Raw genomic sequence first — 25,862 nt, 5'->3', positions numbered from 1 at the left:
GCAGTCGGGCGGCTCCCGAGGGTGCCGCCCGACCTGGTGTTCGTCACTCTGAGGGACTGACCTAGCCGCAGGTCACGTCGATGAAGGTGGTGAACGACTTCGACGTGTTCGCCACGCGCACCGCCACCGAGGCGGGGCCGCTCGCGATCCACTTGCCGCCAGTGGTCACACCCTTGACGGTGCACCCCGCCTGGTTGGCGATGGTGATGGTGTGGGTGCCCGGCTCGACGTTCTCGACGTGCGCCTCGTGGTTCACGGACAGGCTCGGTGCGTAGTACGACCACTTCTTGTTGGACGCCCCGTGCGTGTCGGTCCAGGTGATCCCCAGCCCGTCCAGGACCCGTCCGGTGCTGTCGTAGAACCTGGTGTCGATCTCCTGCGGCACCTCTTCGCCGACCTTGAAGTTGTCCGTCTTGCTGTTGGCACCGACGAACCCGTGCTTGTTGCCGCCCGTGCTGCCGCAGTTGACGACGTTGAGTCCGTCGCTCTCCCCGAGCGCGACACAACCGGCCTTGAAGTCCGCGACCTTGGTGGCCCAGGCCTTGTACTCGCCACCGTTGTTGGGGGTGTCCAGGTAGGGCATCATCTTCACGGTCGTGGCGCCGTGGTCGACGTCCGTGCCGGTGACGTGCTCACAACCCCCGGCGGCGACGACGCCGGTGATGATGCCGCCGGCGACGGTGAACTGCCGACAGACGGCCTTGTCGGTCGACAGCAGCACCTTGCCCGAGGGGTCGGTGATCTGGAAGACGTAGGTGCCGTCGTCGAGGCCCGCCGCAGTCTGCGGTGCCCCTGGGCCGGGTCCGCCGTCGAGGTAGACGAGGTCCTTGGACGAGTAGATGTTGAAGTTCACCTCGCTGCCATCGGGCAGCGTCGTGAAGATGGCTCCGGACGGAGCGTCTGCGGATGCCGGCAGCGCGGGTACCACCGCTGCTGCCACGGCCAGTGCGGCCGCCCCCACGAGGGCGGTGACCTTGCGGTGCATGATTGCTCCAAGCTGCCGAAGGGGTGGGAGGGAACTGAGGGAACCGAGCGTAGGAACACACAACCGCAAGGGGATCGCCCCAATGTCCTACGCCGGGCGTCCATCCAGCAGCCCGCGTGCCTCCTCAGCCCTCGGCGCCGGCCTTGCGGGCTCGGTATGCCGCGACGTTGGCCCGGTTGCCGCACCCTCCGTCGCAGAACCGCTTCGAGCGGTTCTTGGACAGGTCGACGACCACGTCCTCGCAGTCCTCGGCTGCGCAGACCCTCAGCCTGGCCAGCTCGTCCGCCCGGATCACGTCGACCATCGCCATCGCGGCCTCCACGGCCATGCGGGTGGCCAGCGGCGCCTCCGGGGGCGTGGCGTGCAGGTGCCAGGACCACTCGCCGTGTCGGACCAGCTGGGGGAGTGCCCCCGCCTCGGCCAGCAGCGCGTTGACCAGGGCGACCGCCTCATCGGTGTCGCTGGTCCAGAGCTGCCGCAGCCGCGGGCGCAGCTCACGAACTGCGTCGAGCTCCGCGCGGTCACCCGAGTGCGAACCCGTCCACTCCCAGTCGCGCACGAACTCGTCCAGGTGAGCGACCGTGGCGAGGTCCTCGGTGTCGGTGGGCAGCGTCGGCGCCGTGTTGACCAGGGCGGCTGCCGCCCGGAGCGCCACCTCCGTGTCATGGGCAAACAGCATCTTGACTCCTGTCGGTTCCGATCACTACTGTCAGGAGTATAAGACGGTTTGCTGGTTACGGTTGGTGGATGTGGACGGAGTGAGGTCATGAGGACACCGTCGACGGGCTTCGGCCTCTGGCTCGCCCTCGCGTCCGCCGCGACCTTCGGCAGCAGCGGGCCGTTCGCCAAGTCCCTGCTGGTCGAGGGCTGGAGCTCCGGGGCCATCGTGCTGCTCCGCGTCGCGGGAGCCACGCTCGTCCTGGCGGTGCCCACGTTCCTCGCCCTGCGCGGGCGGTGGTCCCTCGTCCGCGAGAACCTGCCGGCGGTCCTCGCCTACGGGGCTGTCGCCGTGGCCGGCTGCCAGGTGGCCTACTTCTACGCCGTGCAGCGGCTCGACGTGGGTGTCGCGCTCCTGCTGGAGTACCTCGGGGTGGTGCTCGTCGTCCTCTGGGTCTGGCTGCGCACCCGGAGGGCGCCCAGCGCCCTGACGGGGTTGGGCGTCGTCCTCGCGATCCTCGGCCTCGTGCTGGTCCTCGACCTCTCCGGTCAGGCTCGGCCCGACCTCGTCGGGGTCGCGTGGGGGCTGGTCGCCGCCACCGGGCTGGCCACCTTCTTCGTCCTTGCTGCCGAGGAGAGCAGCCTGCCACCAGTGGCCCTCGCGGGTCTGGGGATGGGTGCCGGCGCGGTCGCCCTCGGCGTGCTGGGTGCCGTCGGCGTCATCCCCCTCACCTTCGCCTCGGCTCCGGTCGAGCTGATGGGCCGGGAGGCCCCGTGGTGGGTCGCCATCGGTGAGCTGGCTCTCGTCGCGGCCGCCGCGGCATACCTGCTCGGGGTGACGGCGGCCCGGGTGCTGGGTTCGACGGTCGCCTCCTTCGTGGGCCTGACGGAGGTGCTCTTCGCCGTGCTCTTCGCGTGGGTTCTGCTCGACGAGCTCCCGGGCCTGATGCAGCTGGCCGGTGGCGTCTGCATCGTCGGCGGGGTGGTTGCGGTCCGGCTCGGGGAGCTGCGTCGTGACCGCGCAGCCAGGGCCACCGCGGCGGTCGACGAGGTGGATTTCCCACTCCCGGCAGGCGTCGCCTAGACTCTGCGGGTTGCCTCGGCGAGGGACACTGCACGGCTGCCACCACCTGGGGGCCGGTCACGTCCGTAATTCGACGCGGTGTGGTCTCCGTGCTGCGCCCCGCGTCGAGGCCCACCGCATCCTCGAGTCCCCCACCGCACAGGAGATTTCCGTGTCTGACAACAAGCTCGTCGCAGAGACGCGCACGCAGTTCGGCAAGGGCGCTGCCCGCAAGATTCGCCGCGACCACAAGATCCCCGCCGTCATGTACGGCCACGGCGCCGAGCCCGTGCACATCACCCTCCCGGGCCACGACACGATGATGGCCCTCAAGGTCGCCAACGCCCTGCTCACGATCGTCATCGACGGCAACGAGCAGCTGGCCCTGGCCAAGGACGTACAGCGCGACCCGATCAAGCCGGTCATCGAGCACATCGACCTCGTCGTCGTCCGCAAGGGCGAGAAGGTCACCGTCGACATCCCGGTCCACATCGAGGGCGAGGCCGCTCCCGAGACCATCGTCACCGTCGACGCCCAGACCGTCCAGCTCGAGGTCGAGGCCACCCACATCCCGGAGAACGTCGTCGTCTCCGTCGAGGGCCTCGAGGCCGGCACGCAGATCAAGGCGTCCGACCTCCAGCTCCCGGCCGGGTCCACCCTCGTCGTCGACGCGGACACCCTGGTCGTCAACATCACCCAGCAGATCTCGCAGGAGGCGCTGGACGCCGAGATGGCCGAGGCAGAGGCCGAGGCGGRCATCGAGCACGAGGCGCCCGGCGACGCCGAGGCCGCCGAGGGCGAAGCCGCCGAGGGTGCCGAGGGCGAGGCCCCCGAGGGCGAGAAGGCCGAGTCCGAGGACGCCTGAGTCCCGCTCACCTTTTGTATGCCGGAAGGCCAGGTCCCCTGAGTGGTTCATGGGGGACCTGGCCTTCCGGCATACTTGCGCCCCGTGAGTGACGACGGCACCTGGCTCGTGGTGGGCCTCGGAAACCCCGGTCCCAAGTACGCCGGGAACCGGCACAACGTGGGCGCCATGGTGGTCGACGAGCTCGCCTCGCGCAGCGGCTCGAAGCTCTCAGCACACAAGGCCCGCGCTGCTGCTGCCACGGTGCGGATAGGCATGCTGCCCGGCGGGGCACCCGGACCGGCCGCGGTCGTCGCCGTCCCCTCGTCATACATGAACGAGTCGGGTGGACCGGTCAAGGCGCTGATGAGCTTCTTCTCCGTGGAGGTCGACCGGCTCCTCGTCGTCCACGACGAGCTGGACATCCCTGCCGGCGACGTCCGGCTCAAGAAGGGCGGGGGAGAGGGCGGCCACAACGGGCTGCGCTCGATCAGCTCGGCCCTCGGCACCAAGGACTACCTGCGGGTCCGGGTCGGGATCGGCCGCCCGCCGGGCCGGATGGACCCGGCCGACTTCGTGCTCCGCGACTTCGGGACCGTCGAGCGCAAGGAGCTGCCGTTCCTGCTGGACGAGGCCGGGGATGCCGTCGAGATGGTCGTCGCGCACGGTCTGGTCGCGGCCCAGCAGAAGTTCCACAGCCCGGCCTGAGGTCGCGGGTCTGACGGTTGTGGCTGCGCGGTGCGGAGCAGTCCATCTACGGTGACGGGGTGGGCAAGGAACTGATCCTCGTCGCGGCAAGCGGCCTCGCACTGGAAGCCGCCGAGGCCGCGCGTGCCTGCGGAGTGCGCGTCGAGGGCTGCGTCGACGACGACGAGTCGCGCTGGGGGTCGCTGGCGGGCGGCTGGCTCAAGGTGCTGGGTGGACTGGATTCCGTTGCGGCGCAAGATGATCGACAGTTGGTTCTGTGCGCCGGACGTGGTGTGGTGCGCGAGCGGCTGGCCGGGCGGCTGAGAGACCTGGGCATCGGGGACGACCGCTACGCCACCATCGTGCATCCGTCCGTGTCCGTGCCCGAGTCCTGCACGATCGGAGCAGGCTCGGTCGTCCTGGCCGGATCGGTCCTCACAGCGGCGGTGGTCGTGGGACACCACGTGGTCGTGATGCCCGGTGTCACGCTGACACACGATGACGTCATCGAGGACTTCGCCACCCTCTGCGCAGGGGTGACGCTGGGCGGGAGCGTGCGCGTGGGACGCGCCGCCTACCTCGGCATGGCGTCGAGCGTCCGCGAGAAGGTGACGGTGGGCGCCGAGAGCACCCTGGGCATGGGCGCGGTCCTGGTGCGCGACCTGCCTGCCGGCGAGGTCTGGGCGGGTGTTCCGGCGCGGGCTCTGGGCCGCGAGCAAAAAATGGTCACTGACTAGTCCCTGACTAGTCTCGGGCCTTCCGTCGGGCCCCACGTCGGGTCCCGCAGGCAGCCGTGTCCGCATCGCACACGACGGCGAATGGACGCTGTCGGAACCGTCTGGAAGGTGGCGGGGCGAACGGCCCCCAGACGGCTCCATCAACCGGATGAGACGGCTACGCCCAGCGTCGTAGTTGACCTGTCTAGGCCACCCTCGCCTGCGCGGTGTAGTTGACGAAATCCCTTGAGCCTTAACCTATTTCACAGGGTGCAGATGACTCCTCTGGGGGCTGTCGGAGGTCCGCGTTGCGGGTCTACGGTGCCCTCTGAAGGTGGGTCCGGGGGAGAGGGTCATGGCGGAGATTGCAGGGGCAGGACGGCACCAGATGGGTATGACGGAGTACGCCGAGGCGGTGACGGGCACAGGCCTGTCCCGACGCCTTCGGCGAGCTGTCTCCTTGGGGCAGCCGCGCGAGACCGACCGGACGACGAAAGCGCCTCAAGCGCCTGTCAAGCGTCTCTCGTGGAACGTCGCCTATCGGCGACGGGCCATCCTCGGCGACCTCACCGTGGCCGCTGCCACCGCCATCTTCACGACCGTGGTGGCCATGCAGGACCGTCCTGCCCTGGAGCGGGTCGTGGTCCTGGTGGCCCTCCCTGTCCTGTGGCTCGGGGTGCTCGCACTGTCGCACGGCTACGAGCGCCGCTTCGCCGGATCGGGTCCGGAGGAGTACCGGGCGGTGATGCGGTCGGCGGTCTACCTCATCGGGGCTGCCGCGTTCCTCTCCTATGCGGCGGACGTCCAGGTGCCCCGGATGGCCAGCCTGGTCGCAGCCTCGTCGCTCTTCGTCCTCGGCCTCTGCTCACGCAAGGTGGTCCGAGGCGACCTCTACCGGCGGCGCGCGTCCGGTGAGGAGACCCAGGCGACCGTCATCATCGGGAACGCGAAGTCGGTGCTGCCCATGATCCGCGAGATCAGGCGGGCGCCGGAGCAGGGCCTGCGCGTTGTCGCGGCGTGCGTCTCCGGCCTCGACCTGAGTGGCGACAGTCGCTCCGAGGTGGAGGGTGTGCCGGTCTTCGGCTACCCAGAGGAGGCCATGTCTGCGGTCGACCTGTTCGACGCCGACGTCGTCGCCGTGTCCAGCGACCCGGACCTGCACGGGCCGGAGCTGCGTCGGCTGGCCTGGTCCCTCGAGGAGCGTGACGTCGAGCTGGTCGTGTCGCCGGGCCTGCTCGGCGTCGCCGGTCCGCGCCTGTCCATCCGACCGACGGCAGGAATGCCGTTGCTGCACATCGAGCGCCCCGTGATGTCCGGGGCCCGTCGGGTCGTCAAGTCGGTCGTGGACAAGAGCCTCACCGCTTTGCTGATGGTCGTGGCGCTGCCCGGCATCGTGGCCATCGCCGTGGCCATCCGGTTGGACTCGCCCGGCCCGGTGCTGTTCCGCCAGACCCGCGTCGGCGCCCGGGGCGAAGAGTTCCAGATGCTCAAGTTCCGGACGATGTGCGTGGACGCCGAGCAGCGCCTCGACCAGATGCAGGGCGATGCGGGCAACGTCGTCCTCTTCAAGATGAAGTCCGACCCCAGGGTGACCCGGGTCGGGAAGGTGCTGCGTCGGTTCTCGATCGACGAGCTGCCGCAGCTGGTCAACGTGGCGAGGGGCGAGATGTCGCTCGTGGGTCCTCGTCCGCCGCTGCTGCGCGAGGTGCAGGGCTACGAGTCCGACGCCGTGCGACGGCTCAGGGTGAAGCCGGGTCTCACGGGCTTGTGGCAGGTCAGTGGTCGCAGCGACCTCTCGTGGGACGAGTCCCTGCGGCTCGACCTCTGGTACGTCGACAACTGGTGCCTGGCCCTCGACCTGCAGATCCTCTTCCGCACGGCCCGAGCGGTCTTCCGCGGAACAGGGGCGTACTAGGTGAGTGCACGTGCTGGAACGCACCCGAACGGGTGCAGTAGGAGTGGGCTACCGCAAAAGTACGAGTCGCCACAGCCCACTCCGGTGCAGTGTTTCCACAGAGGCCGGGCTGGATCGAGAGGAGCTGTCGCATGACGCTGCGCATCGCTGTCGTCGGGGCAGGGTACTGGGGTCCCAACTTGGTCCGGAGCTTCCGAGGGAGCCCTGACTGGGACCTCGTCGCGGTGTGCGATGTCGACCGCGAACGCGCCGAACGGGTCATTGGCGCCCGCAGCACGGTCGAGGTCGAGACCTCGCTCGAGGCGCTGCTGGCACGCCCGGACGTCGACGCGGTGGCTGTGGCAACGCCGGCCGACACCCACTGCTGGATGGCGCTCGCCGCTCTCGAGGCGGGCAAGCACGTCCTGGTGGAGAAGCCACTCGCCTCGACGCGACTCGACGCCGAGCGCATGGTCGCCAGGGCCGAGGAGCTCGGCCTGGTGCTGATGTGCGACCACACCTACTGCTACACGCCGGCGGTCCAGCACCTCAGGGCGTTGGTCCAGAGTGGCGAGCTCGGTGACATCCTCTTCGTCGACTCGGTGCGCATCAACCTCGGCCTGGTGCGACCGGATGTCGACGTGTTCTGGGACCTGGCTCCCCACGACCTGTCGATCCTGGACTTCATCCTCCCGCAGGGGTTGTCTCCGCTCGAGGTGTCCGCGCACGGGTCGGACCCGATCGGCAACGGCAGGTCCTGCCTGGGTTACCTGACCATGCCGCTGGCCGGCGGGGCCATCGCGAACATCCACGTCAACTGGTTGAGCCCGACCAAGATCCGGCACATGGTCATCGGCGGCAGCCGCCAGACGGTCGTCTGGGACGACCTCAACCCGCAGCAGCGACTCGCGATCTACGACCGAGGTGTCGACCTGGACCTGACGTCGGACACGGCCGACTCCGCCGAGAAGCGGCTGGTCAACGTCAACTACCGGTTGGGCGACATGCACGCACCCGCCCTCCCGGAGCGCGAGGCGCTCGGCGTGATGGCCAGTGAGTTCGCCGCGGCGATCACGGAGGGGCGCGCCCCGCTGACCGACGGCCGTGCGGGCCTCAGGGTGCTGTCCGTGCTCGAGGCCGCGTCCGAGAGCCAGCGTCGCGCCGGTGCCATGGCTCCGGTGAGCATGCCGATGAGCCGCGAGTTCGCGTCGATCGCCTGGGGCGCCGGTCCGGCAGGTGCGTGGTGAGCGCCCTCGATGGAGCCACGGTGCTCGTCACCGGGGGTGCGGGAACGATCGGCTCGACCATCGTCGACCAGCTCATCGACGCGGGCGTGGCGCACGTCGACGTCCTCGACAACCTCGTGCGCGGGCGCCACGAGAACCTGGCGGATGCCATGCCCTCCGGCACGGTGACGCTGATCGAGGGCGACCTGCGTGACCGTGACCTGGTGCACGACCTGACGCGCGGCAAGGACCTCGTCTTCCACCAGGCCGCGATCCGGATCACCCAGTGTGCCGAGGAGCCCAGGCTCGCCCTCGAGGTCCTCGTCGACGGGACCTTCAACGTGCTGGAGGCGGCGGCGCAGCACCGCATCGACAAGCTCGTGTTCGCCTCGTCCGCCTCGGTCTACGGGCTGGCGGAGTCGTTCCCGACCGATGAGCGCCACCACCACCACAACAACGACACGTTCTACGGCGCCGCCAAGTCGTTCAACGAGGGCATGGTGCGCAGCTTCCGAGCGATGACCGGGCTCGACTACGTCGGCCTCCGGTACTTCAACGTCTACGGGCCACGGATGGACGTCCACGGCCTCTACACCGAGGTGCTGGTCCGCTGGATGGAGCGCATTGCGGACGGGCAGCCTCCTCTCATCTTCGGCGACGGGCAGCAGACCATGGACTTCGTCTTCACGCGGGACATCGCGCGGGCCAACCTCCTGGCGGCCTCGAGTGACGTCCGAGAGGGTGTCTACAACATCGCGAGTGGCACCGAGACCAGTCTCCTCGGCCTCGCGGAGGCACTCCTGCGAGCGATGGACTCCGACCTGTCCGTGGAGCACGGCGAAGATCGCGCGGTCAACGGCGTCACCCGGCGTCTGGCCGCGACGTCCGCTGCCCGGCGTGACCTGAGCTTCGAAGCCGAGGTCGAGCTCGAGGACGGCCTGCGCGAGCTCGTCGAGTGGTGGCAGCCGCAGCGTGAGGCTGTCGCTGCCGGCCGGACGGTCCGGTCATGAACCGCCGTCACCACCGAGGGCCGGTCCGGCGCAATGGCTGGGTCGCCGCGCTGGTCGCGACCCTGATGGTCGCGCTTCCCGTGCCCGTGCTGGTGGCGGCGGCAGGCCCCGCGGCGGCCGCCGGACCGTGCGAGGCGCCAATCAAGGTCGTCGCCTGCGAGAACACCAAGACGGGGACTCCCTCCAGCGACTGGGACGTCAGTGGCTCGGGTTCGGCCACTCTCCAGGGGTTCGCCACGAAGATGAGCGTCCAGCCCGGTGAGACCATCCAGTTCAAGATCAAGTCGACCGTGACCAACTACACCTTCGACGTCCTGCGGCTCGGCTACTACCAGGGCAACGGTGCACGCAAGGTCGCGGCGGGCCTGACCCCCAGCGCCACCCAGCCGCAGACGCAGCCGACCTGCGTCAGCGTCCCGGACGCCACCGGGCTGATCGACTGCGGGAACTGGGCTGTGTCCGCTTCCTGGGCCGTGCCCGCCACCGCCGTGTCCGGCGTCTACATCGTGCACCTGATGGGCACCGGAGGGGCAGAGAGCCACATCGTCTTCGTCGTGCGCGACGACTCCAGCCACTCCGACATGCTGTTCCAGACCTCGGACGAGACCTGGCAGGCCTACAACACGTACGGCGGCAACAGCCTGTACACCTGCGGCACGGTCAACTGTCCGACGGGGAACCCGGCCGCCTACAAGGGCGCGTCGAAGGTCTCCTACAACCGGCCGTTCACCTCCGCGGTGGACGACCAGGGGCGCAGCTGGATCATGTACAGCGAGTACCCGATGATCCGCTTCCTCGAGGCCAACGGGTATGACGTCTCGTACACCTCCGGTCTTGACATGTCGCTGTCGGGAGCGACCTCGATCCTGACCCAGCACAAGGCCTTCCTGTCCGTGGGTCACGACGAGTACTGGACCGGCACCCAGCGCTCCAACGTCGAGGCGGCCCGCGACGCGGGCGTCAACCTGGCCTTCTTCAGCGGCAACGAGGTGTTCTGGAAGACACGCCTCGAGCCGAGCGTCGACGGCAGCGCCACGGCCAACCGCACCCTCGTCTGCTACAAGGACACCCACTACGACGCACCGAGCGACCCGGTTGCCTGGACCGGAACGTGGCAGGATCCTCGCTTCAGCCCACCCGGCGACGGCGGCAAGCCGCAGAACGCGCTCACCGGACAGCTCTTCAAGGTCAACTCGGGGACGACCGACATCAAGGTGCCCGCGGCATACTCCAAGCTGCGGTTCTGGCGAAACACCGCGGTGGCGAACCTGACGACGGGACAGACGCAGACCCTGGCGCCGGGTGCGGGGACCCTGGGCTACGAGTGGGACGTCGACTCCGACAACGGCTTCCGACCAGCAGGCACCTTCCGGATGTCCGCGACCACCTCCACCTCCACCGAGTCGTTCACCGACTACGGAAGCACGACGCAGGCCTCGGCCACGGCGACACACAACCTGACCCTCTACCGGGCGGCGAGCGGTGCCCTGGTCTTCGGCTCCGGCACCGTCCAGTGGCCCTTCGGCCTGGACTCGGCCGGGGGCAGCACGCCGGACAAGAACATGCAACAGGCGACGGTGAACCTGTTCGCCGACATGGGCATGCAACCGTATGCCGTGATCGCCGGGCTGACGGTCGCGACGGCTTCGACTGACGTCACCGCGCCGACCTCGACGATCACCTCACCGGCAAGCGGCGCGACCGTGGGTGACGGCGCGAAGATCACGATCAGTGGGACCGCCTCCGACGTGGGAGGCGTGGTGGCCGGCGTCGAGGTGTCGACCGATGCAGGGGCAACGTGGCACATGGCCACGGGCACGACCAGCTGGACGTACTCCTGGGTGGTGCACGGCTACCCCAACGCCACGATCAAGGTGCGCGCGGTGGACGACAGCGGCAACCTCGAGACCCCGTCAGCCGGCAGGACCGTGACGGTCGGCTGCACCTGCACCATCTTCGGTGCCGGCCTGGTTCCGACTCGCAGCGACTCCGGCAGTGGCACGGCAGTCGAGGTCGGCGTCAAGTTCAAGTCGGACGTGTCCGGTTCGATCACGGGGATCCGCTTCTACAAGGCGACCACCAACACCGGAACCCACGTCGGCAACCTCTGGACTGCGTCGGGCACCAAGCTGGCGGGTGCGAACTTCACCGGGGAGACCGCCTCGGGTTGGCAACAGGTCACCTTCGCCACCCCCGTCCAGATCAATGCGAACAGCACGTACGTGGCGAGCTACTTCGCCCCGGTGGGGCACACGGCACAGGACGACGGGTACATGTACCCCAACCCGTCCCCGAACCCGTACGCCTACAGCTTGCTCGACGGTGCCCCGCTCCACGCGCTTCGCAACTCGTCCTCCACGACGAACGGGGTGTCCCGCACCACGACCACGAGTGCGTTCCCCTCGGCCAGCACCGGTGCCCGGAACTACTGGGTCGACGTGGCCTTCAGCCCGAACACGGGGCCGGCAACCGCGCCAGGTGCACCGACCGCCGTGACGGCCACCGGAGGGGACGGCTCGGCGAAGGTCACGTGGAACACACCCTCGGACGGTGGGAGTGCGATCACGACCTACACGGTGACCCCGTTCATCGGCACGACCGCCCAGACACCGACGACGGTGAGTGCGGCCGATGCGGACGCGGGCGTCACGGTCATCGGGCTCACCAATGGTGCGACGTACACCTTCAAGGTCTCGGCAACCAACGCGATCGGGACCGGTGCCGCCTCCGCGGCATCGAACGCAGTCACTCCCGCGGAGCTGGTGTGCGCCCCCTGCACGATCTGGCCGACCTCGGCGGCGCCGACCTTGCCCGACGACAACGACCCGAGCGCCATCGAGGTGGGGGTCAAGTTCAAGTCCGACGTGAACGGGCAGATCAAGGGCATTCGTTTCTACAAGGCATCGGCCAACACCGGAACCCACATCGGGAGCCTCTGGACCCTGGCCGGGTCGAAGCTGGCCTCAGTCACGTTCAGCGGTGAGACGGCGTCGGGCTGGCAGCAGGCAAACTTCGCCACTCCGGTGGACGTCACCGCGGGCACGGTGTACGTGGCTTCGTACTTCGCTCCCAACGGGCACTATCCCGGTGAGGACGACTTCTTCGCCGCCGCCGGTGTGGACCGCTATCCGCTGCATGCGCTCCAGGATGGCGTCAGCGGGGGCAACGGCGTCTACCGCTACGGCACCGCCAGCATCTTCCCCAACAACACCTACCGCTCCGAGAACTACTGGGTCGACGTCGACTTCCGGAAGGCCGCCGCGACTGTTCCGGCCGCGCCCGGGAACGTGACGGCCCAGGCCGGCAGCGGGTCCGCATCGGTGAGCTGGACCGCGCCGTCCAACGGTGGCAGCACGATCACCAGCTACACGGTGACCCCCTACATCGGGACCACCGCCCAGACCCCGACCACGGTCAGTGGCAACCCGCCGGCGACCACGGCGACGGTGTCCGGGCTGACGAACGGCACGGCCTACACGTTCAAGGTGTCGGCGACCAACGCCACTGGCACTGGCCCCGCCTCGGCCGCATCGAACTCCGTGACCCCGAGCGCGGCAACCGCACCCGCGGCGCCATCCGGCGTGACCGCCACGGCAGGCAACGCCTCGGCATCGGTGAGCTGGACCGCCCCGTCCAACGGTGGCAGTGCGATCACCAGCTACACCGTGACCCCGTACATCGGGACGACCGCGCAGACCCCGACCACGGTCAGCGGCAACCCGCCCGTGACGACGGCCACTGTGTCCGGCCTGACGAACGACACTGCCTACACGTTCAAGGTGTCGGCGACCAACGCGATCGGCACGAGCCCGGACTCAGCCGCATCGAGCTCCGTCACCCCGAGCGCGGCTACCGCGCCCGCGGCACCGACCAGCGTGACCGCCACGGCAGGCAACGCCTCCGCGTCGGTGAGCTGGACCGCCCCGTCCAACGGCGGCAGTGCGATCACCGGCTACACCGTGACCCCGTACATCGGGACGACCGCGCAGACCCCGACGACGGTCGCGGGCAGCCCGCCGGCGACGACGGCGACGGTCTCCGGGCTGACGAACGGCACGGCATACACATTCACGGTGTCGGCCACCAACGCCGTCGGCACGGGACCCGCCTCGGCCGCGTCGAACTCCGTGACGCCGTTCGTGCCCACGGTTCCGGCGGCTCCGACCTCCGTGTCGGCCACGGCGGGCGACGCCTCGGCGTCGGTGACCTGGACGGCGCCGTCCAACGGCGGCAGCGCCATCACCGGCTACACCGTGACCCCCTACGTCGGGACCACCGCGCAGACCCCGACCACGGTCACGGGCAACCCGCCCGTGACGACGGCGACGGTCTCGGGCCTGACGAACGGCACGGCCTACACGTTCACGGTGTCGGCGACCAACGCGGTGGGCACGGGCCCCGCATCGGCAGCGTCCGCGGCGGTCACGCCAGCGGCGCCCACCTGCTCCTCGTGCACGCTCTGGCAGTCGACGACGACGCCGGCCGACGCGGACGTCGCGGACCCCTCGTCCGTAGAGGTGGGTGTGAAGTTCCAGTCCGATGTGAGTGGGTTGATCACCGGCATCCGGTTCTACAAGGGAGCGGCGAACACCGGCACCCACATCGGGACCCTGTGGAGCGCCTCCGGGACCAGGCTGGCGTCGGCGACCTTCGTCGGCGAGTCCGCCTCGGGGTGGCAGCAGGTCAACTTCGCGACCCCGGTGGCGGTGACGGCTGACACGACCTACGTCGCCTCGTACTTCGCCCCCGACGGGAACTACGCGGCGGATGGTGGCTACTTCAGCGCCTCGGGCACCGACGTCGACCCGTTGCACGCGTTGGTCAACGGAGGGGCCGCCGGAGGCAACGGTGTCTACGCCTATGGCGCCACCAGCACCTTCCCGTCCAACTCCTACAACGCGACCAACTACTGGGTCGACGTCGTGTTCTCCAATGCGCCCGCGACCGCGCCGGCCGCACCGACCAGCGTGACAGCCACGGCAGGCATCGCCTCGGCATCGGTGAGCTGGACCGCGCCATCCAACGGTGGCAGTGCGATCACCGGCTACACCGTGACCCCGTACATCGGGACGACCGCGCAGACCCCGACCACGGTCGCGGGCAACCCGCCGGCGACGACGGCGACGGTGTCCGGGCTGACGAGCGGCACGGCATACACGTTCACGGTGTCGGCGACCAACGCCGTCGGCACGGGACCCGCCTCGGCCGCGTCGAACTCCGTGACCCCGACTGCGGCGCCGACCGCGCCGGCGGCACCGACTGGCGTGAGTGCCACGGCAGGCAGTGCGTCCGCGTCGGTGACCTGGACGGCGCCGTCCAACGGTGGCAGTGCCATCACCGGCTACACGGTGACCCCCTACGTCGGGACCACCGCGCAGACCCCGACCACGGTGGCGGGCAACCCGCCGGCGACGACGGCGACGGTCTCCGGGCTGACGAACGGCACGGCATACACGTTCAAGGTGTCCGCGACCAACGCGATCGGCACGAGCCCGGACTCGGCCGCGTCGAACTCCGTGACCCCGACCGCGGGGACGGTCTGCACCGCCTGCACACTCTGGCCCTCGACGACGACGCCGGTCAACGTGGACGTCGCGGATGACTCGTCGGTGGAGCTCGGCGTGAAGTTCAAGGCGGACATCAGCGGGTCCATCACGGGCATCCGGTTCTACAAGGGGGCGGCGAACACCGGCACCCACATCGGGAGCCTGTGGAGCACGTCGGGGACGAAGCTGGCATCGGCGACCTTCGTCGGTGAGTCGGCCTCGGGGTGGCAGCAGGCCAACTTCGCGACCCCCGTCGCGGTGACGGCCGGCACCACGTACGTCGCCTCGTACCTGGCCCCGGACGGCAACTACGCCGGAGACGGGGGCTACTTCAGCACCGCTGGCGTGGACGCCGGTCCTCTGCACGCCTTGGTCAACGGAGCCAGCGGAGGCAACGGTGTGTACGCGTACGGCACCACCAGCACCTTCCCGTCGAACTCCTTCAACGCGACCAACTACTGGGTGGACGTCGTCTTCTCCAACGCCGCGGCGACACCGCCGGGTGCTCCCTCCGCCGTCACCGCGACGGCAGGCGACGCGTCGGCGGTCGTGACCTGGAACGTGCCTTCCACCGGCGGAAGCGCCATCACCAGCTACACGGTGACGCCATACATCGGGACCACTGCTCAGACTCCGGTCACGGTCAGCGGCAACCCGCCCGCGTCCACGACGACGGTGTCCGGGCTGACCAACGGAACGGCCTACACCTTCACGGTGTCGGCGACCAACGCGGTCGGCACAGGTCCGGCCTCGGCGGTCTCCGCTGCGGTGACTCCGCGGTCCTCCACGTGCACCGCCTGCACCATCTGGGATGCGACGGCCACCCCTGCCACCGCGAGCATCACCGACGCCTCAGCGGTGGAGGTGGGCGTGAAGTTCAAGGCCGACGTCAACGGGTCCATCACCGGTATCCGCTTCTACAAGGGAGCCTCCAACACCGGCACCCACATCGGCAGCCTGTGGACCACGGCGGGGACGAAGCTCGCCTCGGCGACCTTCAGCGGCGAGACGGCTTCGGGCTGGCAGCAGGTCAACTTCACGACCCCGGTGGCCGTGACTGCGGGAACGATCTACGTCGCCTCCTACTTCGCCCCGGCGGGGCACTATGCGGCGGACAGCAACTACTTCAGCTCGGCTGCGGTTGACCGTGCTCCGCTGCATGCCTTGAAGAACGGAACGAGTGGTGGCAACGGTGTCTACCGGTACGGCAGCACCAGCGCCTTCCCGTCCAGCTCGTTCAAGGCGACGAACTACTGGGTCGACGTCGTGTTCGCGAGCGGATAGGTCTTCGAGGAAACGGCGACTGGAGACACGGTGAACGAGGGGGCGAGGATGAGTTCGGTCAGTGTGGTCATGCCGTGCTACAGGTACGGCCACTATCTCGAGGAGGCCGTGGGCAGCTGCCTGGACGACCAGCCAGGCGTGGACGTCAAGGTGCTCATCATCGATGACGCATCCGGTGACGGCAGCGCCGAGGTCGCGCTGGACATCGCTGCTCGCGACCCACGTGTCGAGGTGATCGTCCACGAGACCAACAGGGGACACATCGCCACCTACAACGAGGGACTGCTGGGTTGGGCCGACGGCGACTACACCGTCCTCCTGTCGGCAGACGACCGGCTCGCTCCGGGTGCGCTCCGGCGTGCAGCCGACCTGCTGGACGCGCACCCCAACGTGGGCTTCGTCTACGGCAACGTCCTCTGGTTCACCGACGCCGCTCCGTTGCCTCGTGCCCGGGCCACCCTGCGCGGTTCGTCGGTGTGGCCCGGTCAGGTGTGGCTCGAAGAGCGGTTTCGGCGAGCCCAGAGCGGCGTGTCCTCGCCGGAGGTCGTCGTCCGTACCTCGCTGCAGCAGAGCGTGGGTGGTTACGACCCGCGGCTGCCCCACCTCGCCGACACGCAGATGTGGATTCGCCTGGCAGCACGGGCCGACGTCGGCTACCTGCACGGGGTGGACCAGGCCTACTACCGGCGGCACGGAAGCAACATGTCGACCGCCTACACCCCGTTGCCGACGCTCTACCAGTACCGACTGGCCTACGAGTCGGCGTTGGCGAGCATCGGCCCGGACGTCGTGGACGCCGACCGGCTGTCAGAGCTCGTCCACCGGAAGCTGGCACGCGAAGCGCTCCTGGCGGCTGCACGGGCCTACGACAAGGGACGCGTCTCCGAGACCCCCGTGGACGACCTGATGGCCTTTGCTGTGAGTTGCTGGCCGGCGGCGAGGACCCTCCCGGTCTACCAGAGCCTGCAGCTGCGACGGCGCATCGGAACGCGCATGATGCCCTACCTCCAACCCCTGGTGCTCCCGGCCGCGGCCGCGCGCAAGGCGGAGTCCTGGTGGCAGCGCCGGGGCGAACAGTCCTTCGGCGAGCAGTTCCGCAGGTGGTGGTTGAGAAACCGTGCCGTGAAGCACCAAGGGCTCACGGCCGCCCCCGCGCTCAGCGCGATGAGGCCCACGCCATGACACGAGGAACGCCTCGGAGCAGCCTGAAGGGGTGCCAATGATTCCCGTGATGAAGCCATGGCTGGGCGAGGAGGAGGCCGCAGCGGCCGCCGAGGCCGTGGCCTCGGGGTGGATCGCCCAGGGACCGCGAGTGGCCGAGTTCGAGGCCGCGTTCGCCGCGCATGTGGGCGCGCCCCACGGCGTGGCGGTGTCGTCGTGCACCTCGGCGCTGCACCTGTCCCTCCATCTCCTGGGCGTTGGCCCGGGCGACGAGGTCGTGGTGCCGTCCTTCTCCTTCATCGCGACCGCGAACTGCGCCGTGTATGTCGGCGCGACCCCTGTGTTCGCGGACGTGGAAGCCGCCGACGGCAACCTCAGTGTGCGGACGGTGGAGCCGCTGCTGACCGAGCGCACCCGCGCAGTCGTGGTCGTCGACCAGGGCGGGATGCCGGCCGATGTCGAGCCGCTGCGACGGCTGTGCGACAGCAGGGGGATCGCCCTCGTGGAGGACGCTGCGTGCGCGGCTGGTTCCCGCTACCGCGGTGGGCCCACCGGTTCGGCAGCGGCTCTGGTGGCGTGGTCGTTCCACCCCAGGAAGCTGCTCACGACGGGCGAGGGCGGCATGCTGACCACGTCTGACCCCGAGCTGGCAGAGCGGGCCCGTCGGCTGCGAGAGCACGGGATGAGTGTCAGTGCCGCTGCCCGCCACCTGAGCCGGCAGCCGGTGATCGAGAGCTATCTCGAGGTCGGCTTCAACTACCGGATGACCGACGTGCAGGCAGCAGTCGGCCTGGTCCAGCTCGGGAAGCTCGATGCGATGGTGCAACGCAGACGTGAGCTCGCGCGTGCCTACCAGGAGATGCTCGTCGACGTCCCCGGGCTGCGCACGGTCGAGGACCCGCCCTGGGGCGAGTCCAACTTCCAGTCCTTCTGGATCGAGCTGGACGCCGGCTTCCCGTTGAGCCGCAACGAGCTCCTGACGGCCCTTGCGGCCGACGGGATCTCCGGTCGCGCCGGGATCATGGCCGCCCATCGGCAGCCTGCCTACGCCGAGCACACGCGCGTCGAGCTGCCGGTGACGGACCGGTTGACCGACAACACCCTCATCCTCCCGATGTTCCACACCATGACCGAGCTCGAACAGGAGGTCGTGGTCTCCGCCGTGCGTCGAGCGGCCGGGCTGCGAGCGGCCTGATGCCTGTTTCCGTCGAAGACCGCGACACCACCGTCGAAGACCGCGACACCACCGTCGAAGACCCGGCACCACCGTCCGCGCCCAGGAGGCCGAACCCGTGAACTCGATCCCGCTCGTCGACCTGTCCCTGCAACACGCGCTCATCGCCGAAGAGGTGGCGTCGGGCTTCGCCGACGTGCTCGACACGGGCGACTACATCGGTGGCAAGGCAGTCGCTGCCTTCGAGCACGAGTACGCCGAGTTCATCGGCGGCCACTCCTGCATCGGTGTCGGCAACGGGACCGACGCCTTGGAGATGGCGCTGCGCGCGACCGGCGTCGGCCATGGGGACGAGGTGATCGTTCCAGCGAACACCTTCATCGCGACCGCCGAGGCCGTCGTGCGCGCGGGCGCCAGGCCAGTCTTCGTGGACGTGGACGAGGACGCCCTGCTGATCGACCCTGCCGCGGTCGAGGACGCTGTCAGCGATCGGACGCGCGCGGTGATCCCGGTGGACCTCTATGGGCAGGTGGCGCCGTTCGAGCAGCTCCCGCCGTCCCTGGCGGAACGGGGGATCTCGGTGATCGAGGACGGCGCGCAGTCGCAAGGGGCAACGAGGTACGGGCGTTCGGCGGGCACCTTCGGCGACGCGGCGGCAACGAGCTTCTATCCCGGCAAGAACCTGGGCGCCTATGGCGACGGCGGTGCGGTTACCACCGACAACGAGCGGATCGCGCAACGGGTGCGGCTCCTGGGGTCCCACGGCAGCCCGGTCAAGTACGAGCACACGGTGTTCGGCTTCAACTCCCGCCTCGACACGCTCCAGGCGGTCGTGCTGCGCGCCAAGCTGCGGCACCTCCCGGAGTGGAACCGCGAGCGCCGTGCGGCAGCAGCGGCCTACGACCGGATGCTCGGCGGGACACCACGGCTGCGCCTCCCGACCACGTTGCCCGGCAACGAGCACGTCTGGCACCTGTACGTCGTGCGGGTGCCCGACCGCGACGAGGTCCTGCGACGCCTGCAGGCAGAAGGCGTGGGAGCCGGAGTGCACTACCCCGTGCCGGTGCACCTCGCGCCGGCCATGGCCGAGCTGGGTCTGCGACCCGGCCAGTTCCCGGTGAGCGAGCGGGCCGCCCGGGAGATCTTGTCCATTCCCATCTTCCCCGGCATCTCGACCAGCCAGCAGGAACGTGTCGTCGAGGTCCTGCTCACCGCGATCAGCCGCGCCTCGTGAGCCTGGCGGGGAACCCCGGACGGTGTCGTGACGAATGAGCGTTGAGGAGCGGGTTCTGGAGGGAGACCTCGGCAAGCGTGCCGCGGCCGGCGTCCTCTGGCTGGCCGCGCAGAAGTGGGCGGTCAGGGCGAGTGGTTTCGCCACCCTCGTGGTGCTGACACGGCACGTCTCTCCCCGCGAGTTCGGGGTGGTGGCGGCGGCCATGACCGTGATCCCCACGATCTACCTCCTCGCGGACCTCGGCTTCTCCACCTACCTGCTGCAAGCCGAAGAGGTCGACCGGAAGAGCCTGAGCACCGCCTTCTGGGCCTCGGTGGCAGCAGGGCTCGTCCTCGGTGCCGGTCTGTGGGCCCTGGCGCCCCTGCTCGCGGAGGCCTTCCGCAGCGCCGAGCTCGACCAGGTCCTGCGGGCCCTGGTCCTCGCAGTCGTCCCGACCGTCCTGGCGGCCGTGCCACTCGCGCTGCTCCGGCGAGCCATGAAGTTCCGCGCCGTCGCGGTGCAGACCCTCGTCGCCGCCTTGCTGGCACAAGGGGTCGCCGTCGTGGTGGCCCTGAACGGTGGCGGCGTCTGGGCGCTCGTGGCCCAGGTGGTCGTCACCCAGTGGGTGATCGCCATCCTCGCCTGGTGGGGCGCCCGATGGGTGCCCGCCCTGTGGCTGTCGCCGCGCCAGTTCCGCCAGATGGCTGCCTTCGGGGTGCGGGTGTCGAGCGTGGACCTCGTGTCTGCCTCGCGGCTCTGGGCGGAGAGCTGGGTCATCACGGTCACCCTGGGACCGGCGGCGCTGGGCCTGCTCAGCATCGCCCAACGACTGGTGCAGGTGGCCCAGGAGCTGACGGCCGTCTCGCTCGTCCCCGTGTCGACGGTCGTCTTCGCCAAGGTGCGTGAAGCGCCCGACCGTCTGCGTGCCTCGTACGTCAAGGCACTGGGCATCGCCTACGCAGTGGTCTCCCCGCTGATGGTCGTCATCGTCGTGACGGCTCCGGTGCTCGTCCCCATGGTGTTCGGTCAGGCCTGGGGTGCCAGCGTCAAGCCCGCCCAGGCCCTGTCCATCGCGGGGATCGTGACTCTGGGCGCAGCCCTCGACCACGGCCTGTTCTACGGCCTCGGCCGTCCGGGGCGCTGGCTCGTGTACGCGGTGGTCGTCGACGCGGCCACGTTGGCGACGACCGTCATCGCGGTCCGCTGGGGCCTGGCTGGTGTGGCGGTCGGTTTCGTGGTCGTCGCGGTGCTCGCCACCGTGGCTCGTTGGATCATCGTCGGGCGGATGCTGGCGCTGTCGACCCGGGTCGTGGCCAAGCCCTTCCTGACGGTCCTGGTGCCGACCGTGTCGGCGATGCTCGTCGGGACGCTGCTGATGCGCGCCGTATCGGGCATGGACCCGCGTGCCGGGCTGGCTCTTGCGGTCCTCGGCACCCTGGTGGTGAACCTCGCGGTCCTGCGGTTCGCGGCGGGAAGCATCATCCGCGACGCCCTCGGCATCTTCCCAGCGCCGCTGAAGTACACGCGTCGGGTCGTTCGGCTGATGCGGCTCGACGAGGTCGTGTCCTCCTGACGTCGTGAGGACCACCCAGAACCACATCGCCGGGCGCGCGCCCGGTGCCCCCCGGAGGGCGGTCTCCACCATTTGACCCAGAGGGCTCTGGCCAATCCGGACGACCCGCGTCATGTGTGTGCAGGTGTTGTATTGAAAACGCAGTGGAGGGGACGCATCGAACGATGCGGCAGCTACCGAGGGAGGCCCGCATGACAGTGATCCGAGGGATGTGGACCGGGAGGCCGGCATGAAGGTCGCGGTGTTCGGTCTGGGATACGTGGGCACCGTCACGGCGGCGGGACTGGCCTCGCGCGGTCACGAGGTCTTCGGCGTGGACGTCGACACGCTGAAGGTGGACGCCATCAACCGCGGGCAGAGCCCTGTCGTGGAGCCCGGCGTCGACACGATGGTCCAGGAAGCCGTGGCAGCGGGTCGGCTCCAGGCCACGACCGACGCCAGGCTCGCGGTCGAGGGGGCGGACGTGTCGCTGATCTGCGTCGGCACCCCGTCGTCGCCGCGAGGCGACACCGACCTCACGTACATCAGTCGTGCCCTCGCCGACCTGCGCGTCGCGATGGAGGTTGCCCAGCCGCCGGCTTCGGGCGTCCACTCCGTCGTCGTCCGCTCGACCGTGCCGCCCGGCACCGTCGCCACTGTGGTGGCTCCCGAGTTCGTGGAAGGCCGCGTGCCCGCGAACTGGTCCGTGCGCACCGCCATGTGTCCCGAGTTCCTGCGCGAGGGCTCCGGCATGGCGGACTTCTTCGCACCTCCCTTTGTCGTCGTCGGAACAGATGACGAGCAGGCGCGGGCGTCGCTCACCGAGCTCTTCGCCTTCCTCGGCCAGGAGATCCACCACGTCGACGTGGCGACGGCCGAGGCGCTGAAATATGCCTGCAACGCCTTCCACGCGGTCAAGGTGACCTTTGCCAACGAGATGGGTCGCGTGTTCGCCCCCTATGGCGTGGATGCCCGCAGGGTCATGGAGATCTTCTGCGAGGACCGCAAGCTCAACATCGCGCCGACCTACCTGCGGCCCGGCTTCGCCTTCGGCGGTTCGTGCCTGCCGAAGGACCTGCGTGCCCTGCAGAGCATGGCCCGGCACACCGGTGTCGAGATCCCGCTCGTGGGGTCCACCATGACGAGCAACGAGATCCTCGTGCGCTCCGTCGTCGACCGGGTCCTCCAGACCGGGTACCGCCGGGTGTGCCTCCTCGGCCTGAGCTTCAAGATGGACACCGACGACCTGCGCGAGAGCCCCAACCTGGAGGTGGCCGAGCGGTTCGTGGGCAAGGGCCTCGACGTCCGCATCTACGACCCGATCGTCAACCCCGACAAGCTGATCGGCGCGAACCTGCGTCACCTCCAGAGCAAGCTGGCCCACGTGAACCGGCTCCTTGCCGCCACGCCCGAGGAGGCCCTGGCGGACGCGGAGGTCGTCATCGTCTCGTCGTCCGATGCCGCGACCCTGAAGGCGCTCACCATGGCCGACCCGCGTGTGGTCATCGATCTCAACGGCAGGCTGGGCGAGGCGGTCGAGCAGCTCCCCGCATACGAGGGGGTCAACTGGTGATGCGGCGCCACGGCTCGCCCGCGTCACCGACGCGGGTGCTCATCATCGTCCAGAACCTTCCGGTGCCCTTCGACCGGCGGGTGTGGCTGGAGTGCCAGAGCCTGGTCCGGGCCGGCTACGACGTCAGCGTGATCTGCCCCACCGGTGACGGCACCGGCCGCGAACAGGTCATCGACGGCGTACGCATCCTGGCCTACCCTCCCTACGCCCCTGGCGGCGGCGCGGTGGGGTTCTTCATCGAGTACGCCTACTCGTTCCTGGCCACCGCCTGGCTGGCGTTCAAGGCCAGGAGGCGGGGTACCTTCCGCGTCGTGCAGGCCTGCAACCCGCCGGACATCTTCTGGCCGCTGGCCAGGGTGCTGCGGCTGCTGGACGGCTCGCGATTCGTCTTCGACCACCATGACCTTTGCCCTGAGCTCTTCGAGTCGCGGTTTCCTGACGGTCCGCGGCCCTTCCTGCGAGGTCTTCTGCGCCTCGAGCGGGAAACGTTCCGCGCAGCCGACCGGGTCACCTCGACCAACGACTCGTATGCCGCGATCGCGAGGTCGCGGGGCCACAAGGCGCCCGAGCACGTGACCGTGGTCCGGACCGGTCCGGACCCGGAGCGCCTGCGCCGCCAGGAGCCTGACCCGGGGCAGCGACGGGGCCGGGAGCACCTGGTCGCGTACATCGGTGTGATGGGCCCCCAGGACGGGGTGGACATCGTCCTCGAGGCTGCCGACGTCATCGTCAACACCTTCGGGCGGCACGACATCTCCTTCACCCTGATGGGCAAGGGTGACTGCTACCCCGACCTCGTCGCGCAGCGCGACCGGCTCGGCCTCGCCGACTACGTGGACATGCCTGGCCGGGTCCCCGACGAGACCGTGAAAGCCGTCTTCTCCACCGCCGAGGTGGGCCTATCGCCGGATCCGCTGAACCCGCTCAACGACGTCTCGACGATGAACAAGACGATGGAGTACATGGCGTTCGGCCTGCCGGTCGTCGCCTTCGAGCTCAGGGAGACGAGGGTGTCGGCGCAGGACGCCGCGCGCTACGTGGAGCCCGGAGACGTCGAGGGCTACGCGCGCGCCATCGTCGAGCTCCTCGACAACCCCGAGGAGCGCGAAGTGATGGGCCGCCGTGGCCGCGAACGGGTCGAGCAGCACCTGGCCTGGGAGCACCAGCGCGTGGGGTACGTCGCGGTCTTCGACGAGCTGAGCGGTCGCCTGCCCGCCCCACGCAGCCAGACGTCATCCGCGTCCGAGCCCCAGCCACCCACCGAGCTCCTCCGCGCGAAGGCCTAGTCATGTGCGGGGTGGCGGGCGCGTACCAGCAGCCTGACGGCAAGGTGGTGGTCTCGACGATGGTCGACCGGATCGACCACCGCGGCCCCGACGCCCGCGGTGTGGTGGAGCTGGTCGACCCGGAGAGCTCCGTCGTGCTCGGTCACCGACGGCTGTCGATCATCGACCTCTCCGCCGCGGCCGACCAGCCGTTCGCCAGGGGCGGCCTGACGCTGAGCTACAACGGCGAGCTCTACAACTTCCTGGAGATCCGCCGCGAGCTCGAGTCCCGCGGGGTGCGCTTCGCGACCCGGTCCGACACCGAGGTCGTCCTCGAGGCCTGGCGCGCGTGGGGCCCGGGCGCACTGCGCCGTTTCCGCGGGATGTACGCGTTCGCGATCCACGACGAGCGCACCGGGGACCTCAGCCTCGTCCGGGACCCGCTCGGCATCAAGCCCCTCTATGTCATGCCCAGGGGTGCGGGAATCGTCTTCGCCTCGGAGCTCAAGGCGATCATCGCGGCCGTCGGCCCGGAGCTGCGGGTCAATGCGGCGGGCATGGTGGCGTCGGCGCTCTACTACTGGCTGCCGCAGGAGTACGACGCGGTCGAGGGCGTCCACAAGCTGCCTCCGGGAACGTGGCGGACCTACCACAAGGACGGTTCGGTGAGCTCCGGCGAGTTCTGGAACACCGCCGAGGAAGCTGCCCGTGCCGCCGCCACCGGGCCGACAACGGACCTGCGCGAAGTGCTCAAGACCGCCGTCGAGGCCCACCTGATCTCGGATGCCCCCGTCGCCTCGTTCCTGAGTGGGGGGCTGGACTCGAGCATCATCACCGCGCTGGCCCACCAGGCGGATGCGGCGATCGAGGCGTACACGATCGCCTTCCGGCCGGAGGACCAGCGGCTCGAGGCCATGCCCGATGACGCGCGCTACGCCCGCATGCTCGCCTCGCACCTGGGGATCCGGTTGCACGAGATCGAGATCAGCCCCGACATCGTGGACCTGTTGCCGCGCATGGTGGACATCCTCGACGAGCCGATCGGGGATCCCGCAGCCATCAACACGCTCCTCATGTGCGATGCCGCCCGCTCCGCCGGCGTCAAGGTGCTGCTCTCCGGCATGGGGGCCGACGAGCTCTTCGGCGGCTACCGCAAGCACCTGGCCACGCTGATGACTGCGCGTTACCGCCGGGTGCCGCGCACCCTGCGCACGGGAGTCATCGCCCCCGCGGTCCGGGCCATGCCCGTCGCCGTCGGGCAACGCGGCATACGAACCGTCCGTTGGGCCCAGCGGTTCCTGACCTTCGCCGAGCTGCCGGAGGAGGAGGCCTTCCGCCGCAGCTACACGATGTACGACCGCGACGAGCTGGTGGACCTGCTCGACCCGAGCCTGGCGGGCCAGGTCGACGGGGTGATCGACCACCACCGCGCCGTCTACGAGGACAACGACCTCGCCGACCAGGTCAGCCGCATGTGCCTGGCCGACTCGCGGATGTTCATGGTCGGGCTGAACCTCACCTACACGGATCGCGCGAGCATGGCCGCCTCCACGGAGGTGCGCGTGCCGTTCGTCGATCCCGTCGTGTTCGCCGCGGCGTTCGCGCTGCCCGGGTCGGACAAGATCCGCGGACGCGTGCAGAAGGCGGCGCTCAAGGACGCCGCCCGGGCCTGGCTGCCCGACGAGATCATCGACCGTCCGAAGGCCAGCTTCGGGGTCCCGCTGCGGGCCTGGGTGACGAACGACCTGCGGGAGCTGGTCGATGACGTGCTGCTCGGCGGCGAGCTGGTCCAGACCGGGTTCCTGCGTCGCGAACCGCTGTCGAGACTCGTGGACGACCAGCGCAGCGGGCGTCGGGACGAGTCCAAGCAGATCTGGCAGCTGCTGTGCCTGGAGCAGTGGTACCGCAACGTGCGGTCGGCAGGGGTGAGTGCGGGGTGAGCAGGGGGTTGTCTCCCGCCGTCCGGGGAGGCCACGGGCAGGGGCCCGGTCAGAACGCAGGGATGTGGAAGA

Annotated in this window: 17 protein-coding genes; 15 read left to right on the top strand and 2 right to left on the bottom strand. The window is 69.5% G+C overall.

Annotation, left to right across the window (positions count from 1 at the left end):
• Nucleotides 1-61 precede the first annotated feature (61 nt).
• Entirely contained in the window at nt 62-985 is a 924-nt protein-coding gene (locus AC1DWR_RS08605) for a hypothetical protein (RefSeq protein WP_477624260.1), read from the bottom strand.
• 124 nt (nt 986-1,109) lie between these two features.
• Nucleotides 1,110-1,664, bottom strand: a complete 555-nt coding sequence (locus AC1DWR_RS08600; RefSeq protein ID WP_477624259.1) for a CGNR zinc finger domain-containing protein — start codon at nt 1,662-1,664, stop codon at nt 1,110-1,112.
• Nucleotides 1,665-1,751: 87 nt separating this feature from the next.
• On the opposite strand from AC1DWR_RS08600, the gene AC1DWR_RS08595 reads away from it, so the two are divergent.
• From AC1DWR_RS08595 to asnB, 15 genes are all read left to right on the top strand, one after another.
• Nucleotides 1,752-2,726, top strand: a complete 975-nt coding sequence (locus AC1DWR_RS08595; RefSeq protein ID WP_477624258.1) for an EamA family transporter — start codon at nt 1,752-1,754, stop codon at nt 2,724-2,726.
• A 151-nt stretch (nt 2,727-2,877) separates the two neighbouring features.
• Entirely contained in the window at nt 2,878-3,570 is a 693-nt protein-coding gene (locus tag AC1DWR_RS08590; RefSeq protein ID WP_477624257.1) for a 50S ribosomal protein L25/general stress protein Ctc, read from the top strand.
• Nucleotides 3,571-3,654: 84 nt separating this feature from the next.
• A complete protein-coding gene (pth, locus tag AC1DWR_RS08585) occupies nt 3,655-4,257 on the top strand; it encodes an aminoacyl-tRNA hydrolase (RefSeq protein WP_477624256.1) in 603 nt (200 codons plus the stop codon).
• Nucleotides 4,258-4,316: 59 nt separating this feature from the next.
• Complete coding sequence (locus AC1DWR_RS08580; protein WP_477624255.1) at nt 4,317-4,973, top strand: NeuD/PglB/VioB family sugar acetyltransferase; 657 nt, start codon at nt 4,317-4,319, stop codon at nt 4,971-4,973.
• A gap of 334 nt (nt 4,974-5,307) precedes the next feature.
• A complete protein-coding gene (locus tag AC1DWR_RS08575; RefSeq protein WP_477624254.1) occupies nt 5,308-6,867 on the top strand; it encodes a sugar transferase in 1,560 nt (519 codons plus the stop codon).
• Nucleotides 6,868-6,998: 131 nt separating this feature from the next.
• On the top strand, nt 6,999-8,093 hold the full coding sequence (locus AC1DWR_RS08570; protein ID WP_477614678.1) for a Gfo/Idh/MocA family protein: 1,095 nt from the start codon (nt 6,999-7,001) through the stop codon (nt 8,091-8,093).
• The gene (locus AC1DWR_RS08565; protein ID WP_477624253.1) at nt 8,090-9,082 is read left to right on the top strand and encodes an NAD-dependent epimerase/dehydratase family protein; all 993 of its coding nucleotides are present in this window, start codon (nt 8,090-8,092) and stop codon (nt 9,080-9,082) included. Before AC1DWR_RS08570 ends, AC1DWR_RS08565 begins: the two co-directional genes overlap by 4 nt.
• Nucleotides 9,079-15,912 carry a DUF4082 domain-containing protein gene (locus tag AC1DWR_RS08560; RefSeq protein ID WP_477624252.1) on the top strand — a complete coding sequence of 2,278 codons (6,834 nt, stop codon included), beginning with the start codon at nt 9,079-9,081 and terminating at the stop codon, nt 15,910-15,912. Before AC1DWR_RS08565 ends, AC1DWR_RS08560 begins: the two co-directional genes overlap by 4 nt.
• Before the next feature lie 48 nt (nt 15,913-15,960).
• The gene (locus tag AC1DWR_RS08555) at nt 15,961-17,094 is read left to right on the top strand and encodes a glycosyltransferase family 2 protein (RefSeq protein ID WP_477624251.1); all 1,134 of its coding nucleotides are present in this window, start codon (nt 15,961-15,963) and stop codon (nt 17,092-17,094) included.
• A 49-nt stretch (nt 17,095-17,143) separates the two neighbouring features.
• Nucleotides 17,144-18,268 (top strand): DegT/DnrJ/EryC1/StrS family aminotransferase, encoded by a 1,125-nt coding sequence (locus AC1DWR_RS08550; protein WP_477615297.1) that lies wholly within the window; start codon nt 17,144-17,146, stop codon nt 18,266-18,268.
• A gap of 97 nt (nt 18,269-18,365) precedes the next feature.
• Nucleotides 18,366-19,481: a DegT/DnrJ/EryC1/StrS family aminotransferase gene (locus AC1DWR_RS08545; protein WP_477614683.1), complete on the top strand. Its 1,116-nt coding sequence runs from the start codon at nt 18,366-18,368 to the stop codon at nt 19,479-19,481.
• A gap of 34 nt (nt 19,482-19,515) precedes the next feature.
• Entirely contained in the window at nt 19,516-21,033 is a 1,518-nt protein-coding gene (locus AC1DWR_RS08540) for a lipopolysaccharide biosynthesis protein (protein ID WP_477624250.1), read from the top strand.
• A 229-nt stretch (nt 21,034-21,262) separates the two neighbouring features.
• Nucleotides 21,263-22,585 carry a nucleotide sugar dehydrogenase gene (locus tag AC1DWR_RS08535; RefSeq protein WP_477624249.1) on the top strand — a complete coding sequence of 441 codons (1,323 nt, stop codon included), beginning with the start codon at nt 21,263-21,265 and terminating at the stop codon, nt 22,583-22,585.
• Nucleotides 22,585-23,871 (top strand): glycosyltransferase family 4 protein, encoded by a 1,287-nt coding sequence (locus AC1DWR_RS08530; protein WP_477624326.1) that lies wholly within the window; start codon nt 22,585-22,587, stop codon nt 23,869-23,871. The genes AC1DWR_RS08535 and AC1DWR_RS08530 overlap by 1 nt, the downstream gene beginning before the upstream one ends.
• 2 nt (nt 23,872-23,873) lie before the next feature.
• The gene (gene asnB / locus AC1DWR_RS08525) at nt 23,874-25,790 is read left to right on the top strand and encodes an asparagine synthase (glutamine-hydrolyzing) (RefSeq protein WP_477624248.1); all 1,917 of its coding nucleotides are present in this window, start codon (nt 23,874-23,876) and stop codon (nt 25,788-25,790) included.
• Nucleotides 25,791-25,862: the final 72 nt, after the last annotated feature.

This window comes from Pedococcus sp. P2_E2 (assembly GCF_056403955.1).
Note: the sequence above shows the minus strand (reverse complement) of the source record. Positions and strands in the feature narration are given on the sequence as shown.

Excerpts from the sequence above, each read along its gene's own strand:
- AC1DWR_RS08595 (WP_477624258.1), top strand. The coding sequence starts at position 1,752 with ATGAGGACACCGTCGACGGGCTTCGGCCTCTGGCTCGCCCTCGCGTCC.
- AC1DWR_RS08530 (WP_477624326.1), top strand. The coding sequence starts at position 22,585 with ATGCGGCGCCACGGCTCGCCCGCGTCACCGACGCGGGTGCTCATCATC.
- AC1DWR_RS08535 (WP_477624249.1), top strand. The coding sequence starts at position 21,263 with ATGAAGGTCGCGGTGTTCGGTCTGGGATACGTGGGCACCGTCACGGCG.
- AC1DWR_RS08575 (WP_477624254.1), top strand. The coding sequence starts at position 5,308 with ATGGCGGAGATTGCAGGGGCAGGACGGCACCAGATGGGTATGACGGAG.
- AC1DWR_RS08550 (WP_477615297.1), top strand. The coding sequence starts at position 17,144 with ATGAAGCCATGGCTGGGCGAGGAGGAGGCCGCAGCGGCCGCCGAGGCC.
- AC1DWR_RS08570 (WP_477614678.1), top strand. The coding sequence starts at position 6,999 with ATGACGCTGCGCATCGCTGTCGTCGGGGCAGGGTACTGGGGTCCCAAC.
- asnB (WP_477624248.1), top strand. The coding sequence starts at position 23,874 with ATGTGCGGGGTGGCGGGCGCGTACCAGCAGCCTGACGGCAAGGTGGTG.
- AC1DWR_RS08600 (WP_477624259.1), bottom strand. The coding sequence starts at position 1,664 with ATGCTGTTTGCCCATGACACGGAGGTGGCGCTCCGGGCGGCAGCCGCC.
- AC1DWR_RS08605 (WP_477624260.1), bottom strand. The coding sequence starts at position 985 with ATGCACCGCAAGGTCACCGCCCTCGTGGGGGCGGCCGCACTGGCCGTG.
- AC1DWR_RS08540 (WP_477624250.1), top strand. The coding sequence starts at position 19,516 with ATGAGCGTTGAGGAGCGGGTTCTGGAGGGAGACCTCGGCAAGCGTGCC.
- AC1DWR_RS08560 (WP_477624252.1), top strand. The coding sequence starts at position 9,079 with ATGAACCGCCGTCACCACCGAGGGCCGGTCCGGCGCAATGGCTGGGTC.
- AC1DWR_RS08555 (WP_477624251.1), top strand. The coding sequence starts at position 15,961 with ATGAGTTCGGTCAGTGTGGTCATGCCGTGCTACAGGTACGGCCACTAT.